This is a genomic window from Plantibacter sp. CFBP 8804 (assembly GCF_014841225.1).
Taxonomy (GTDB): Bacteria; Actinomycetota; Actinomycetes; order Actinomycetales; family Microbacteriaceae; genus Plantibacter; species Plantibacter auratus.
In genome coordinates, this window is the sequence record NZ_JACYTU010000006.1 from 1 (window position 1) to 15,839 (window position 15,839).

The window sequence follows — 15,839 nt, forward strand, 5'->3', positions numbered from 1 at the left end:
CGGGATACGGTCGCATCCGTGCACCTCATCTTCCGCACCATCGCCATGTTCCTGCAGTCCCGCCGTCGAGCCCGCCGCGGCGAGCGCCTCGACACCTGGGACGTCGGTCGGATCCGGCTGCGCGTGCTGCCGACCGATCTCGACGTCCTCGGCCACATGAACAACGGTGTGTACCTCTCGATCTTCGATCTCGGCCGCTTCGACCTCCTGATCCGGAACGGACTCTGGGATCGCTTCAAGCACCTGGGCTGGTACCCGGTGGTGTCGAGTGAGAGCATCACCTTCCGGAAGTCGCTGCAGCCCTGGCAGCGCTTCACCGTCGAGACCCGGGTCACGGGCTATGACGACAAGGGCGCGTTCATCGAACACCGGGTGGTCGTGGGCGGGGAGATCTACACACAAGCCCTCGTGCGAGGTCGGTTCCTCAAGCGCACGGGCGGCGTGGTGGCGCTCGCGGAGCTCATCGAGCTCACCGGCCCGGCTCCAACCGACCTCCCTGCGTGGCAGGCGCAGTGGGCGAGGGATGTCGCCCTGCCGCCCACGAAGGCGTCGGCTCCGAGCGACTGGTGAACCGGAAGAGTCGGTCGACATACTGGATTAAGCAACTGGAATACTTGTAGGCTGACCGCGTTCGTTCGCGAACGCTCCGCCGGTGCGTCCGGACGGCTCTCCCTCGGGTCGTCTCGGGCGCACCCTTGCGAAAGGTCGCCCATCGCCCATGAAACTCCCCATCCCCATCGCCATCGTGAGTCTGCTCGGCATGACGGCGAGTCTGCTCACCGGTCCGGCCGCCCGAGCCGCCGGGCCGGCGCCTGACACGACCCCGGCGGTGTCCTCGGTCGAGGGCAGGTTCGTCGGCCAGGCGTTCCCCTCCGGTTCGGACGCCTTCTTCGCGGTCGGTGGCTCGACGGACGTCCTGAACCCGGCCAGGGTGACGCTGCACGCCACGCTCGACCAGGCGCTCGCCGCATCCGGCCGCTGGACGTTCCCGTCGGTGGACGCGTCCGGTCCGGTCACGACCACGGTCGGAGGCGTCACGAGGTGCCTCCAGCCGGATCCGTCGCAGGCCTACAAGTACGTGTACCCGGCGGTCTGCACCGGCTCGACCGCGCAGCAATGGGGCTGGGAGGAGTTCGCGAACGACCGTGTCAGCGGATACGGCCTCGTCTCGAACGGCGGAGCAGGTGGCTTCCTCCGTCAGTTCGACGGCAGGCTGGCCGTGGGCGGGTTCGGCTCGGTCGTGGATGCCGACCGGGTCACCCCGGAGGGACTCGATCCCGTCCCCGTCGCCATCCCGGTCACCCTCGAAGCGCCGACGCCCGGTTCCGTCGTCCGGGAGCCACGTCCCGTGTTCAGCGGGCGAGGCACGCCCGATGCGGTCGTCGAGGTCCTCGACTCGTCCGGCGGACCACTCTCCACGGCGACCGTCACCGCAGCGGGCACCTGGTCTGCCGTTCCGACCCGTGATCTCGCGCCCGGAGCGCAGTCCGGCACCGTTCGTCAACGCTCTGACGACTCGACCGCGAACTGGTCGCTGACCTACCGCGTCGTCACAGCGGTGACGGTCCGAACGCCCGCACTCGACGCCACGGTGGACGATCCGCGTCCGGTGTTCTCCGGTCTCGGAGAACCGGGCGCGCGGGTGACCGTCCTCGACGACACGACGGGTGTGAAACTGGTCGACGTCGAGGTGGATGACACCGGCGCCTGGAGTCAGCAGTCACTCCGGACGCTCGAGCCGCGCGCGTACACCGCGACCGCGACGCAGGTCTTCGGGCAACAGCGCACCACGGCACCGCTCCGGTTCACCTATCGGGAGCCCGCGCCCGAGCCGGGCCCGGTCGAGGACGTCACCCTGCTCTCGCCCGCCATCGGGGAGACCGTCGAGACCGCAGACCCGGTGTTCAGCGGTCGTGGAGAGCCGGGCGCGACCATCCGGGTGATCGGTGCCTGGGGTACGGAGATCGCTGCAGCCGAGGTCGGAGACGACCATCGTTGGGCGGCACCGATCAACAAGAGCCTGACCCCGGGTCGGTACAGCGGCGGCTCCGTGCGCCAGGAGATCGACGGTGTCGAGCAGTCCCGTGCGCCGTACGACTTCACCGTGGCAGCCCGCGCCGTCGTCGCTCCGCTCGTCCTGGAATCGCCCGCGAACGGTGGTGTCATCTCCTCGTCCGTGCCCGAGTTCAGCGGCACGGCACAGCCTGGCGCGAGGCTCGAGATCTGGAGCGCCTGGGGCGATCTCGTCGGCACCACCGAGGCCGTGGCTGCGAGTGGGCGTTGGACGATCACCTGGAACAAGTCGCTGCTCCCCGCCCGGTACGCCGGTGGCACCGTCCGACAGATCGTCGGCGGTGTCGAGACGCACCGCAGCGCGTACGACTTCACGGTCGCAGCGCCGCTCAGGGTGACGTCGCCGAGGATCGGCGACACCCTCACCGGTACGCGGCCCGTGTTCACCGGCACGGCGACACCGCTGGCCGACATCGAGATCATCGGAGCCTGGGGCACCCGACTCGGGACGACGAAGGCCGATTCCTCGGGCTCGTGGACCGTCGAATGGAGTCGGGACTACCTCCCCGGCCGCTACCAGGGCGGACGCGTCGAGCAACGCGTGAACGGAACGTTCATCGATCAGGCCGGGTATGACTTCCGCCTGGTGCGATAGCGGATCGGCGGCGGTCGGGGCGTCTTCGCGATCCTCGACCGTCGTCGGCGTCGCCGGATGTCGGTGGTCACCACGTAGGGTGACCACCATGTCCGCCTCCGCATCGTTCGCCGCTCCATCGCTGTCGTCCGTCGAGGCCGCGCTGCAGCCGACCGGACCGGTGTCGCGCGAGGCGGAACCGATGCGGACGGTGTACCGCCCGAGCGGTCCACTCGACGTCCACAGCACCCTGCGCCTCATCGCCCGGGGAGGCGACGGCCCCTGCTACCGCCGCACGCCTGGCGGGGTCTGGCTGACGGCACGCACCCCACAGGGCGGCGCGACCCTGTACGTCTCGACGGTCCGCGACGGCGAGGTCGAGGCGGCCGCCTGGGGTCCGGGTGCCGAGTGGATGATCGCCGGAGTGCCGGAGCTGCTCGGTCGGGACGACGACTGGTCGGAACTCGACGTGAGCCGGAGCCCGCTCCTCACCGAGGTGTCCCGGCGGAACCCGGGACTGCGGTTGAGCCGCAACCGGCTCGTGTTCGAGATGCTCGTGCCGTCGATCCTCGAGCAGAAGGTGACCGCACTCGAAGCGTGGCGTGCGTGGCGGTTGCTCGTGCGCCGACATGGCGATGCCGCCCCCGGTCCAGCACCGGAGGGCATGGTCGTCGCGCCGTCCGCCGAGACCTGGCGGATGATCCCGAGCTGGGAGTGGCATACGGCGGGTGTCGGGCCGCAGCGCTCGGAGACGGTCGTGCGGTCGTCACGACTCGCCTCCGCGATCGAGCGGACGATCGACGAGCACCCCGACGACGCGTCGCGGCGCCTCCAGAGCCTGCCGGGCATCGGCGTGTGGACGGCCGCCGAGGTGACGCTCCGAGCTCACGGCGATCCCGACGCCGTGAGTGTCGGCGACTACCACCTCGCGGCCTCGGTGGGTCAGGCGCTCACCGGCTCACCCGTGGACGACGACGGCATGCTCGAGCTGCTCGCTCCTTGGGCTGGTCACCGGCAGCGGGTGCTGCGGCTCATCGGCCGGAGTGGCATCCACAAGCCACGTCGTGGCCCGAAGATCACCATCCAGGACCACCGCCACCACTGAGCGCGGCGACGCGTTCTGCGGCGTGCAGGTCAGGCGTCCAGGACGGCCATCGCGGCGTTGTGCCCTCCGAGTCCGCTGACCGCGCCACCGCGTCGGGCCCCGGCGCCGCAGAGCAGGACGCGCGGGTGCACCGTCGCGACGCCCCACCGCTCGGCCGCTGTCGTCCGTGGGGCGTCGTCCTCCAGGAACGGCCACGACAGCGGGCCGTGGAAGATGTTCCCGCCCGGCATCGCCAGCGAGCGCTCGAGGTCGAGCGTCGTCCGCGTCTCGATGCAGGGCAGCCCCTCGGCGTCGAGCAGCAGCAGGTCCTCGATGGGTTCCGCGATCACCGAGTCCAACGATCGCAGTACCGCGGCCTGCAGTGCGTCGCGGAAGGCGTCGTGGCCGCCGGGGATCGCGTCCGCAGCGACCGCGAGCCGATGCGGCACATGGAGCCCGAACACGGTGAGCGTGTGCGCCCCCGAGGCCTGCAGCTCCGGCGACAGGATGCTGGGGTCGCTCAGCGTGTGGCAGTAGATCTCGCAGGGTAGCGGGTCGGGGATCCGGCCGGCCTCCGCCTCGAGGTAGGCGTGCTCCAGCTGGGCCCAGCCCTCGTTGATGTGGAAGGTGCCGCCGAACGCCGCCGACGGATCGACGGCCGGGTCGAGGAGCTCGGGGAGCCTCCGCAGCAACAGGTTCACCTTCACCTGGGCGCCCTCGGGATGCGGGACACCGTCCTCCGGCGCTGGCGCCGTGCCGAGGATCGCGTCGGCATCACTCCACTGCACCGGTGTCCCCCGCGCTGCCGACCACGCGGCGTACGCGGCCGCGACCGCGCGTTGCTCCGCCGCCGGGTCGAGGAGGCGCTCCAGCACAGCCGGAGCCGCACCCGACAGGATCCACTCGCCGCGGACGACGACCCCGGGGCGAGGCCGGAACCGGTCCAGCGTCGACATCGGTTCGGTCGCCTCGAGCTCCGCCTCCGCGGCGAGGTCCACGTAGGCGACGAGTCCGTGCTCCGGTTGGATGGAGGTCACCTCGGCGAGCGTCCGGATCTCGGCACCGGCCTCCTCGGCCGCGCGGCGCAGCGCGTCCGTGACCGCGCCCATGCCGCCGACCGGGACGTCCCAGTCGCCCGTCCCGCCGCCGATCAGGTGGTAGAGGAAGCAGATGTTCTGCTGCAAGGTCGGGTCGTCGGCGCGGGCGAAGGTGCCGATGAGCGCATCCGTGAAGACGACACCGCGGACGAGGTCGGAACGCGCGGCGTCCTCGATGGCGCGGCCGATCGGCTCATCGAACACCGCCGACCAGATCGACGCGACCTCCCCAGCCGGTACCCCGAGGTCCGCGGCGGCGGCGATCGCCGCGTCACGCGCATCGGAACGGGTGCGGAGCGGCTCGAGCACCGTCGGCCAGAGCACCGAGGCCAGGTGACCGATCCGACGGTGCAGTTCGGCGACACCCGCGGCGTCCTCCGGATGCCCGATGGACGCGAACGACGCGACGGTGGCGTCGTCGTCACGGTTGTCGATCAGGAGACCCGTACCGGGGCTCGCGGGGTCGGGCGTGTACGAGGAGAAGCGGCGCCGGACGAGCTGGACGTCGAGCCCGAGCTCGTGGATGATCTGCTGGGGCAGCAGGCTGACGAGGTACGAGTACCGGGACAGGCGTGCGTCGACGCCGGGGAACGGACGTTCCGAGACGGCTGCTCCACCCGTATGGTCGAGGCGCTCGAGGAGGAGGACGCGCTTGCCCGCGCGTGCGAGGTAGGCGGCGGCGGTGAGGCCGTTGTGCCCGCCGCCGACGATGACGGCGTCGTACTGCTCGACGGAATGCATGACCACACCCTATTCGCAGGCGCACTTCGACAGGCTCAGTGACCGGGGAGGGGTCTCAGCGATGTGGCGCACCGGTCCCTGAGCTTGTCGAAGGGCGGCGGCCGGGGCGGGGTCTCCGCGACATGGCCCTCCGGTCCCTGAGCTTGTCGAAGGGCGGTGACCGACCGGGGTGCTCAGCCGCCAGGCGTGTACTCGCGAGCCTCAACTGGGATCGGCGGATCGGAGCATAGGCTGAGCAGCATGGCGAACGTTGCGAACGAGGGTCCCACCGAACCGGTCGGACTCGCGGATCGTGCGATCGCTCTCGCGTCGAAATGGGTCGACGAAGGGGCGGAAGCTCCGACCGATCCCGCCGCCGAGCGGCTCGCCGGCGTGCTGCGCGATCCCAACGGTCTCGAATTCACCGTCGGGTTCGTCGACGGCGTCATGCGGCCGGAGGATCCACTCGTCGCCGGGAACGCCCTCGCCGCCCTCGCCGGTCGGACGCCGCGGTTCCTGCCCTGGTACGAGCAGGCCGCCGTCCGCACCGGAGGACTGGTCGGTCCGGTCCTGCCCTGGGTCGTCGTCCCCGCCGCACGCCGCGTCCTTCGGGGCATGGTCGGCCACCTCATCGTCGACAGCCGTCCTCGTGAGCTCGGCAACGCGATCGCGAAGCTGCGCGCCGACGGTTCACGGCTCAACCTGAACCTCCTCGGGGAGGCCGTCCTCGGCGAGGGCGAGGCCGCGAAACGGCTCGCCGGCACCCGCGAGCTCCTGCAACGCCCCGACGTCGACTACGTGTCCATCAAGGTCTCGTCGATCGCCAGCCAACTCTCCATGTGGTCGTTCGAGCAGGTCGTCGACCGCATCGTCCGTCGCCTCACGCCGCTCTACGAGGAGGGGCTCGCGACCGGCACCTTCATCAACCTCGACATGGAGGAGTACCGCGACCTCGACCTCACCATCGCGGTCTTCACCCGACTCCTCGACCAGCCGCAGCTGCTGCAGTACCAGGCCGGCATCGTCATCCAGGCCTACCTGCCCGACGCCCTCGAGGCGATGATGCAGCTCACCGCCTGGTCGAAGCAGCGCGTGGCCGCCGGTGGCGCGCCCATCAAGGTGCGGCTGGTGAAAGGCGCGAACCTCGCGATGGAGCGAGTCGACGCGGCGATCCACGGCTGGCCGCTCGCGACGACCGGATCGAAGCGCGAGACCGACACCAACTACAAGCGCGTGCTCGACTGGGCGCTCACGCCGGCGCACACGGACGTCGTGCGGGTCGGGGTCGCCGGGCACAACCTCTTCGACATCGCCTACGCATGGCTCCTCGCGGGCGACCGCGGTGTCCGCGAGCGGGTGGACTTCGAGATGCTGCTGGGGATGGCGACCGGTCAGGTCGAAGCCATCAAGCGGGACGTCGGGACGGTGCTGCTGTACACGCCCGTCGTGAACCCGAAGGAGTTCGACGTCGCGATCTCCTACCTCGTCCGCCGTCTGGAGGAGAACGCCAGCGAGGAGAACTTCATGTCGGCGGTGTTCGAGCTCGCCGAGAAGCCGACCCTGTTCGCGCGCGAGCGACGCCGGTTCCTCGCGTCGGTCGACGCCCTCGGAGAGACCGCCGGGCAGGTGCCCACCCCCAACCGGACGCAGGACCGCGCCGCGGAGGGCCCGGAGGCACCGCTGCCTGACAACGACGGGGACGACCGCTTCCGCGATCCCGCACAGGCGCCCGACGCGGGACTCACACAGCAGGTCCTCGGGCTGGAACGCGGATCGAGCGGTGGCGAGGACCGCTTCCACGCCGATCCGTCCTCGGCGTACGTCGAGACGGCGGTCTTCTCCCGCTCGGAGCGCGGTGGTGTCGTCGACGGCGCCCCGGGCTTCGAGAACGCCGCCGACACCGACCCCTCGCTCGCGGCGAACCGGGCGTGGGGAGCGTCGATCCTGGCGCGCGTCCCGCAGTCGACCCTCGGTGGCGCAGCGGTCGCGGCCGCGGCCATCGACGACCCACGCGTCCTCGAACGCACGATCACGATGGTCCGCGCCGCCGGTGAGCGATGGGGAGCCCGCCCCGCCGCCGAACGGGCCGCCGTCCTGCACGCTGCAGCTCGGGTCCTCGCCTCCCGTCGGGCAGACCTCATCGAGGTCATGGCGAGCGAGACCGGCAAGACGATCGCCGAGGCCGATCCCGAGGTGAGCGAGGCCGTCGACTTCGCGCACTACTACGCGGCCAACGCGCCCCTGCTCGAGAGTGTGCACGGCGCGAGCTTCGTCCCCTCCGCGCTCACGGTCGTGACGCCGCCCTGGAACTTCCCCGTCGCCATCCCGGCCGGAGGCGTCCTCGCGGCGCTCGCCGCCGGCAGCGGCGTGATCATCAAGCCCGCTCCACAGGCGAAGCGGTGCGCAGCCGTGGTCGTCGAGGCGCTGTGGGACGCCGGGGTGCCGCGCGACCTCCTCGTGCTCGCCGACGTGGCGGAGGGCGACCTCGGACGTCGGCTCGTGTCCCATCCGGCCGTCGACCGGGTGATCCTGACCGGCTCCTTCGAAACGGCGCAGCTGTTCCGTGGGTGGCGTGCCGACCTGCCGCTGCTGGCGGAGACGAGCGGGAAGAACGCGATCATCGTCACGCCCAGTGCCGACCTCGACCTCGCCGTCGCCGACATCGTGAAGAGCGCCTTCGGGCACGCCGGGCAGAAGTGCTCGGCCGCGTCGCTCGTGATCCTCGTCGGTTCGGTGGCACGGTCCGACCGCTTCCTGCGACAGCTCGAGGACGCCGTCCGCTCGCTCCGGGTCGGCTGGCCGTCCGATGCGCGGACGCAGATGGGGCCGATCGTCGAGCCGGCGGGGGAGAAGCTCCTCGCCGGGCTCACCGAGCTGCGCCTCGGCGAGAAGTGGCTCGTCGAGCCGAAGCTGCTCGACGACTCCTCGGTCAACTTCGGCCAGCCGAGCGAGCGCCTCTGGTCGCCGGGGGTCCGCACCGGTGTCCAGCCGGGCTCGCCCTTCCACGTGACCGAGTACTTCGGGCCGGTCCTCGGTGTCATGCAGGCCGCGAACCTCACCGAGGCGATAGCCCTGCAGAACGCGACCCCCTACGGGCTGACCGCGGGCCTGCACACCCTCGACCCGGTCGATCTCGGGGAGTGGCTCGACACCGTCGAGGCGGGCAACCTGTACGTCAACCGGGGCATCACCGGTGCGATCGTGCAGCGCCAGCCCTTCGGTGGGTGGAAGCGTTCGTCGGTCGGGACCGGCACGAAGGCCGGCGGCCCCAACTACCTGTTCGGGCTCGGCGAGTGGCGACCGGATCCGGGATCGGCGAGCCGCAGTCTGCACCTCCGCGGGCTCGACACCCGCATCGTGAAGCTCATCGAGGCGGCCCAGCCGTCGCTCACCTACGAGGCCTTCGACGTGCTGCGACGGTCGGCGCTCAGCGACGCGATCGCGTGGGGGAACGAGTTCGGCGAGGTGAAGGACGTCTCCCAGCTCGGCGTGGAACGGAACCTCCTGCGCTATCGGCCGGTTCCGGTCGCGGTACGCGTCGCGTCGGGGGCCGACCTGGGCGATGCGCTGCGGGTCCTCATCGCCGCGGTGCGGTCGCGGTCGCGGTTCACCGTCAGCCTCGGTGGGCGGCTGCCGCGCGAGGTCCGCGACTGGCTGTCCGAGCTGAGCATCCCCGTCTCGCTGGAGACCGACGACCAGTGGCTGATTCGGATGGCGGCCCGCGGGTCGATCGACACGGGCGAGCTGGGCCAGGAGCCGCCGGTCGCGACCCGGGTACGGATCGTCGGTCCGCGTCCCGAGACGGTCGCGGAAGCGGAACCCGGAACGGAGGCCTCCGAGCCTGAGCCGCTCGCGAAGCGACTCGCAGAGGCGCTCGGCGGCGATCCCGAGATCGCGATCTGGGCGGGACCGGTCACGCAGGCCGGACGGGTGGAGCTGCTGCCCTTCCTCCGCGAACAGGCGATCTCGATCACCGCGCATCGCTTCGGCAACCCCGACCCCTGGTCCCAGAGCGTCATCTGAGCCCGGCGGCTCAGGCGCGGAGCGCGGCCTCCACGAGCGCAACGGCGTCCTCCGGCGAGACACCGAGGTCTCGGATGCGGTCCGCGTAGGCCGCCGCTGCCAGCTGCGCCTGCCGGTCGATCGCGTCGCCGTGCGCTGACACGAACGTTCCCGCGCGTCCCCGGGTCTCGATGACCCCGTCGGTCTCGAGCAGCCGGTACGCCTTGGCGACGGTGTTCGGTGCGATCCCCAGCTCGTCGGCCAGCCCGCGCACCGTCGGGAGCTTCGCCCCGGTCGCCAGTCGTCCGTCGCGGACGGCCTCGATCACCTGCGTCCGCAATTGCTCGAACACACTGGCCCCCGTCTGAATCGTCCACTCCATCCGCCCATCCTGCCCGCGAACGGTCACGAACGGCGACTTCGGACGAGCCGCACTGTGCTGTGGTGACAGTTCGCGAGCAGGGGAGGGGTCAGTCGATGTGGCGGTGGATGAGGCGGGTGAGGACGATCGCGCTGCGGGTGTGGTCGACGTTGGGGGCGATCCGCACCTTCTCCAGGGCGTCCTCGAGGGCCGGGATGTTGCGGGCACGCATGTGCACGATGGCGTCGGCACTCCCGGTGACGGTGCCGGCGTCGACGACCTCCGGGACGCCCGACAGGATCCGCAGCAGCTCGTTGGGGGACACGGTGCCGCGGCAGAAGAGTTCGACGTAGGCTTCTGTCTGCATGCCGTCGACCGTGGGGTCGACCTGGATCGTGAACGACTGGATGACCCCGTCGGCGACGAGGCGGTCGACGCGTCGCTTCACCGCTGAGGCCGACAAGCCCACGACCGTGCCGATGTCGCCGTAGCCGGCGCGTGAGTTCTGTCGGAGCAGGTCGATGATGCCGCGGTCGAGGTTGTCCATGAGACTCAGTGTAAGCGCAATCATTGCGCGAAAACCTGCCACTTCGCAGCATTCCTGCGCCAAACTCCGTGAAAACGCTGCGAATCGCATGCCATGATGAACGTGGCGTGCCCCCGGGCCCCTGGACCTCGTCCGCCGACCCTCGCTCGTTTGGAGGCCGACGTGTCGTCGACGCTCAACCACCCCACCCCCACCACGCAGGACGCCGCGACCGGCACCCGCGTCGCGAACCGGCGCCGGTACCTCATGTGCCGGCCGGACCGCTTCACCGTCAGCTACCGGATCAACCCGTGGATGAACCCGGACGACCCGACCGACACCTCGCTCGCGGTGTCGCAGTGGGAACAGCTGCACCAGGCCTACCTCGATCTCGGCCACCGGATCGACCTCATCGACCCGATCGACGGCCTGCCGGACATGGTGTTCGCGGCGAACGGCGGCTTCACCCTCGACGGCATCGCCTACGGGGCGAAGTTCACCTACGAGGAGCGCATCCCCGAGGGGCCTGCCTACATGGACTGGTTCGAGGCGAACGGCTTCCGCGTCGAGCGCCCCGAGTTCGTGAACGAGGGCGAGGGCGACATCATGCTCGTCGGCGACAGCATCCTCGCCGGGACCGGCTTCCGCACCGATCCCCGCAGCCACGACGAGGTGCGTCGGATCTTCGACCGCGAGGTCGTGACCCTCAACCTCGTGAACCCGAGTTTCTACCACCTCGACACCGCGATCGCCGTGCTCGACCCGGTGGCCCCTGCCGACGGCTCGCCCGCGAACATCGCCTACCTGCCGACCGCGTTCGACGAGGCGAGCAACCGCGTCCTCGAGCAGCGCTACCCCGACGCGATCCACGTGAGCACCGAGGACGCAGCCGTCCTCGGCCTCAACTCGATCTCGAACGGTCGCGAGGTCGTCATCGCCGCCCGGGCCGTCGGGTTCGAGCGTCAGCTGCGCGACCGCGGCTACACGCCGATCGGCGCCGACCTGTCCGAGCTGCTCCTCGGCGGCGGCGGCGTGAAGTGCTGCACGCTCGAGCTGCGCGGGTAGCCCTTCGACAAGCTCAGGGACCGGGTGTCCGCTCAGGGACCGGACCGGAGCGGTGCGGTCTCAGGGACCGGGGTGGTGCGGTCTCAGGGACCCGAGCTCGGTGTCGAGGGGTTGCGGGTGCCAGTGGCGCGGCGTATACCTGCACTGACCGCTTGAACCTGAGGAAGGGCACCCATGGACGCCGGAGAACGACGTGACCACGAACGCGCCAACGCAGGGCGCTCCGGCACCCTGAGCGATGCGACGGGGTTCTGGGTCGTGATCGCCTTCGCCCTGTTCGCCGGCGGCATGTGGGCATTCGGCGAGGCGTTCCGCACGGACGTCCTGCAGGCCGTCTGGTTCATGGGCGGCATCCTCATGATCGCGCTCGCCATCTTCATCCCGGCGCATTTCGCCAGCAACAACTGACCCCCAGCCGGACGTTCGCCGACCGTTTCCTGAGCGTCCGGCCGTCCGGTCGGAGGCCGCCGATACGGTCCTGTTCAGCGCGCTACGCTGGCTGAGCAGACACGAGGACGGCACATGGATTCCACGGTGGTCATCATTCCCACCTACAACGAACGCGAGAACCTGGAAAGGATCGTCGCGCGCGTCCGTGTCGCTGCACCATCCGTCGAGGTGCTGGTGGTCGACGACAATTCACCCGACGGCACCGGAGCGATCGCCGACCGGCTCGCCGCCGAGGACGACGCGGTACACGTGCTGCACCGCACCGGCAAGGAAGGGCTCGGCGCCGCCTACAAGGCCGGCTTCGCCTGGGCGCTCGGGCGCGGATTCGGCAACGTGGTCGAGATGGACGCCGACGGATCCCATGCCCCCGAGCAGTTGCCGGCACTCCTCGCGGCCACCGCGGACGCGGACGTTGTCCTCGGGTCGCGCTGGGTCCCGGGCGGCACCGTCGTCAACTGGCCCAAGCATCGCGAGGCCATCTCGCGGGTCGGCAGTGCCTACGCCAGGTTCGCGCTCCGGCTCCCCGCCCGCGACGTGACCGGCGGCTACCGCGTGTTCAGCGCTGACGCACTGCGTCGGCTGCAGCTCGACGAGGTCCACAGCCACGGCTACGGCTTCCAGGTCGACATGCTCTGGCACGCGAACCGCGCCGGTCTGCGGATCGTCGAGGTGCCGATCACCTTCACCGAGCGGACGCTCGGGGCCTCCAAGATGACGAGCGGCATCGTCGTGGAAGCCATGCTCCGCGTCACCTGGTGGGGCGTCTGCGAACTGACGGACCGCATCATCGGACGTCGTCCTGCAGCGTCACGGGCGGCCGCCGGCTCCTGAGTCGCGGGGGCGCCCGTCGGCGGGCGCACCGTCAGCTGCGGCGCGGCCCCGAGGAGATGACCGGAGCCGAGCCGATGAGGTCCTCGTCGTCGACCGCGTCGACGAGGAACGCGGCGACGTCGCAGCGAGGGATGCGGAGCGAGCTCGGCCAGCTTCCCGGCGGTGACGACACGACCGGGCGTCGGGCGTCGCTGGCCGAGAGCACGGTCGGGTGCACGATGGTCCAGTCGAGCTCCGACCGCCGGAGGAACGCGTCCGCCTGCTCGTGATCGGCGTAGACGGTGCCGAGCCGGAGGAAGTGCGTCGCCCACCGCAGGCCGGCGGGGACGCTCCGGACCGACTCGCCGGCACCGAGCGCGGAGAGGAGGACGATTCGGCGGAGGCCACGCGAGCGCATCGCATCCGTCACGACCCGCACGGCGTTCGAGATGAGGTCGGGAGGGCTGACCTGGCGCGCCCACGGCCAGTCGGACGAGCCGATGTTGCTGAGGGCGATGATCACGGCCTGCGCGCCACGCATGGCGTCCTCGACGTCCTCACTCCGCAGGGGAGACCCCTGGACCACCGTCAGCCGGTCGCCCGGAACGACGGCGGCGGGGTCGCGGACGAGCGCGGTGACCGAGTGGCCACGGCGGAGTGCCTCGCCGATGATGAGCCGCCCGGTGCGGCCGCTCCCACCGATCACGAGGAGCTGTGCCACCGTCGCCTCCAGATCGTCGAACACCGGCCCGACGGCGCAGGTGCTGCGACCGTCGGGACGGTTCCATCGTTACCGAAGGGGCGACGGAGGACATCGGGGACAACCCGTGGAGTGCGGCGGTGACCGCGTGCGGTCGAGCGGTCAGGCCTTCGCGGCCGACGGCTTCCGGGCCGGAGCCTTCCGCGCGGCCGGTGCCGCGGGCTTCGCGGCTGCCGGCCGGCCGGCGCTCAGCGACGACTGCTCCGGCATCGGCTGCAGCGTCGTGAACCGTGACAGCTGGGTCACGTGGTGCGGCTGCAGCTCCTCGAGCGACGCGACACCCAGGAGCTTCATCGTGCGCACGATCTCGCCCGAGAGGATCTGGATCGCACGGTCGACGCCCTCGCGCCCACCTGCCATGAGTCCGTACAGGTACGCGCGGCCGATGAAGGTGAAGCGCGCACCGAGCGCGACGGACGCAACGATGTCGGCGCCGTTCATGATGCCGGTGTCGAGGTGCACCTCGGCGTCCTTGCCCACCTCGCGCACGACGCTCGGCAGGAGGTGGAACGGGATCGGCGCGCGGTCGAGCTGGCGGCCGCCGTGGTTGGAGAGCTGGACGGCGTCCGCACCGAGGTCGACGGCGAGCTTCGCATCGGCGACCGACTGGACACCCTTGACGATGAGCTTGCCCTTCCACTGCTCGCGGATGTACTTGACCTCGTCCGGACCGACGGTCGGGTCGAACATCGTGTCGATGAGCGCCGCGACGGTTCCCGACCAGCGGTCGAGGCTCGCGAAGGCCAACGGCTCCGTGGTGAGGAAGTTGATCCACCATGCCGGGCGGGGGAGCGCGTCGACGATGGTCTTCGGGGTGAGCGACGGCGGGATCGTCATGCCGTTGCGGACGTCGCGCAGGCGGGCGCCACCGACGGGGGTGTCGACCGTCACGACGAGGGTGTCGTAGCCGGCCGCTGCCGCGCGGTCGACGAGCGCCATCGACCGCTCGCGCTCACTCCACATGTAGAGCTGGAACCAGTTGCGGCCACCGGGTGCCGCCGCCTTGACGTCCTCGATCGAGGTCGTGCCCATGGTCGACAGGGTGAAGGGGATGCCGGCGGCCGCTGCGGCGGAGGCTCCCGCGCGCTCGCCCTCGGTCTGCATCATGCGGGTGAAACCGGTCGGGGCGATGCCGAAGGGGAACGCGACGCGCTCGCCGAGGACGTCCCAGCCGGTGTCGACGTTCGCGACGTTCTTCAGGACGGCCGGGTGGAACTCGATGTCCTGGAACGCCTGGCGTGCCCGGGCCAGCGAGATCTCGCCCTCGGCGGCGCCGTCGGTGTAGTCGAAGGGCGCCGTCGGTGTGACCTTCTTCGCGATCGTGCGCAGGTCGGCGATGGTCGTCGCGGCCGCCAGGCGGCGCTTCCGGGCGTTGAACTCCGGCTTCTTGAACTGCATGAGCGGCAGGAGGTCGTGGGGCTTGGGGATGCGGCGTTCAACCATGGTCTGTCTCTTCTTTCCGCGAACTGTCGCTTGAGGTGGGTGTCGAGGGGTGCGGACTGTCGTCTTCCGACAGTTCGCGAGCCTGGTAGTAGTTGGTGATGTGGGAGCGGACGGACTGGCGGGCCAGCTCGGCGTCGGCGTGGCGGATCGCCTCCACGATGCCCCGGTGCTCGGCGCGCAGGCGGTCGGCGGTGGCTGACCACGACGCCAGTTGTGGGACACTGGCCAGGACGTAGCGCTCGATGGAGTCGCGCAGGCCCGACATCGTGGCGACGAGGACCTGGTTGCCCTCCGCCTCGGCGAGCGACAGGTGGAACTGCGCGTCGAGGGCGAGGAACTCGGCCTCCGTGAGGGTGGGCTGGTCCATCGCGTCGAGCAGGGACTCGGGGTACGTGAGATCGGGGACGGCCACTTCGGCACGCGACGCGAGACTGTGGACGACCGCGGTCTCGATCACGAGCCGGGTGTCGACCACGTCCTGGACGGCGAAGCCCTGCGCGGCGACCTGGAGCCGCATGAGGGTGGCCATGCCACCCGACGGCGTGGCGACGATGATCGCGCCGGCGGTGGGGCCGGATCCCGTGTGGGTGCGGATGAGCCCCAAGACCTCGAGGACGCGGATGGCCTCGCGGACACTGGATCGACCGACGCCGAGGTCGATCGCGAGCTGTCGTTCGCCGGGCAGGCGGTCGCCGGGGGTGAGGACACCGCTGAGGAGGTCCGACTCGATGCGGGCGAGCACGACCTCCCAGGCCCGGGGCTCCGCCGCTGCGGTGGCGGGCTGCGTCGCCGGGGCTGCTGCCGGCGCGGCCGTCGCTGGTGCGTTCATCGATCCTCCTTCGACACTGCGGTGTGGTCAGACCACAAACCCTAC

Annotated in this window: 13 protein-coding genes; 7 read left to right on the plus strand and 6 right to left on the minus strand. The window is 70.7% G+C overall.

Going from position 1 to position 15,839, the window contains the following annotated elements; all coding sequences use genetic code 11:
* The 3 genes from IFU11_RS12180 to IFU11_RS12190 all read left to right on the plus strand — a co-directional run.
* Positions 1-570: acyl-CoA thioesterase (locus IFU11_RS12180; RefSeq protein WP_244631789.1), on the plus strand; the 570-nt coding region annotated here is incomplete at its 5' end.
* A gap of 148 nt (positions 571-718) precedes the next feature.
* Positions 719-2,668, plus strand: a complete 1,950-nt coding sequence (locus tag IFU11_RS12185) for a hypothetical protein (protein ID WP_137244222.1) — start codon at positions 719-721, stop codon at positions 2,666-2,668.
* A gap of 88 nt (positions 2,669-2,756) precedes the next feature.
* Positions 2,757-3,752: a DNA-3-methyladenine glycosylase family protein gene (locus IFU11_RS12190; RefSeq protein ID WP_240044105.1), complete on the plus strand. Its 996-nt coding sequence runs from the start codon at positions 2,757-2,759 to the stop codon at positions 3,750-3,752.
* A 29-nt stretch (positions 3,753-3,781) separates the two neighbouring features.
* On the opposite strand, the gene IFU11_RS12195 is transcribed toward IFU11_RS12190, so the two are convergent.
* Positions 3,782-5,569, minus strand: a complete 1,788-nt coding sequence (locus tag IFU11_RS12195; protein WP_137244221.1) for a phytoene desaturase family protein — start codon at positions 5,567-5,569, stop codon at positions 3,782-3,784.
* A 240-nt stretch (positions 5,570-5,809) separates the two neighbouring features.
* Here IFU11_RS12195 and IFU11_RS12200 point away from each other — a divergent pair, with 240 nt between their 5' ends.
* Positions 5,810-9,571: a proline dehydrogenase family protein gene (locus IFU11_RS12200; protein ID WP_192019094.1), complete on the plus strand. Its 3,762-nt coding sequence runs from the start codon at positions 5,810-5,812 to the stop codon at positions 9,569-9,571.
* Positions 9,572-9,581: 10 nt separating this feature from the next.
* Here the strand turns inward: IFU11_RS12200 and IFU11_RS12205 are convergent, their stop codons facing one another.
* Both IFU11_RS12205 and IFU11_RS12210 read right to left on the minus strand, forming a co-directional pair.
* The gene (locus IFU11_RS12205) at positions 9,582-9,932 is read right to left on the minus strand and encodes a GntR family transcriptional regulator (protein WP_192019095.1); all 351 of its coding nucleotides are present in this window, start codon (positions 9,930-9,932) and stop codon (positions 9,582-9,584) included.
* An 88-nt stretch (positions 9,933-10,020) separates the two neighbouring features.
* Positions 10,021-10,458, minus strand: a complete 438-nt coding sequence (locus tag IFU11_RS12210) for an Lrp/AsnC family transcriptional regulator (protein ID WP_079706386.1) — start codon at positions 10,456-10,458, stop codon at positions 10,021-10,023.
* Between the two features lie 162 nt (positions 10,459-10,620).
* Here IFU11_RS12210 and ddaH point away from each other — a divergent pair, with 162 nt between their 5' ends.
* The 3 genes from ddaH to IFU11_RS12225 all read left to right on the plus strand — a co-directional run bounded on the left by ddaH (position 10,621) and on the right by IFU11_RS12225 (position 12,783).
* The gene (ddaH, locus tag IFU11_RS12215; protein WP_371742777.1) at positions 10,621-11,502 is read left to right on the plus strand and encodes a dimethylargininase; all 882 of its coding nucleotides are present in this window, start codon (positions 10,621-10,623) and stop codon (positions 11,500-11,502) included.
* Between the two features lie 174 nt (positions 11,503-11,676).
* Positions 11,677-11,910 (plus strand): hypothetical protein, encoded by a 234-nt coding sequence (locus IFU11_RS12220; protein WP_079706387.1) that lies wholly within the window; start codon positions 11,677-11,679, stop codon positions 11,908-11,910.
* A 114-nt stretch (positions 11,911-12,024) separates the two neighbouring features.
* Positions 12,025-12,783, plus strand: a complete 759-nt coding sequence (locus IFU11_RS12225) for a polyprenol monophosphomannose synthase (protein WP_137244201.1) — start codon at positions 12,025-12,027, stop codon at positions 12,781-12,783.
* Positions 12,784-12,814: 31 nt separating this feature from the next.
* On the opposite strand, the gene IFU11_RS12230 is transcribed toward IFU11_RS12225, so the two are convergent.
* The 3 genes from IFU11_RS12230 to IFU11_RS12240 all read right to left on the minus strand — a co-directional run bounded on the left by IFU11_RS12230 (position 12,815) and on the right by IFU11_RS12240 (position 15,794).
* Entirely contained in the window at positions 12,815-13,483 is a 669-nt protein-coding gene (locus IFU11_RS12230; RefSeq protein WP_192019097.1) for an NAD(P)-dependent oxidoreductase, read from the minus strand.
* A gap of 141 nt (positions 13,484-13,624) precedes the next feature.
* Complete coding sequence (locus IFU11_RS12235; protein ID WP_192019098.1) at positions 13,625-14,965, minus strand: alpha-hydroxy acid oxidase; 1,341 nt, start codon at positions 14,963-14,965, stop codon at positions 13,625-13,627.
* The gene (locus tag IFU11_RS12240; protein WP_192019099.1) at positions 14,958-15,794 is read right to left on the minus strand and encodes a FadR/GntR family transcriptional regulator; all 837 of its coding nucleotides are present in this window, start codon (positions 15,792-15,794) and stop codon (positions 14,958-14,960) included. The genes IFU11_RS12235 and IFU11_RS12240 overlap by 8 nt, the downstream gene beginning before the upstream one ends.
* Between the last annotated feature and the right edge of the window lie 45 nt (positions 15,795-15,839).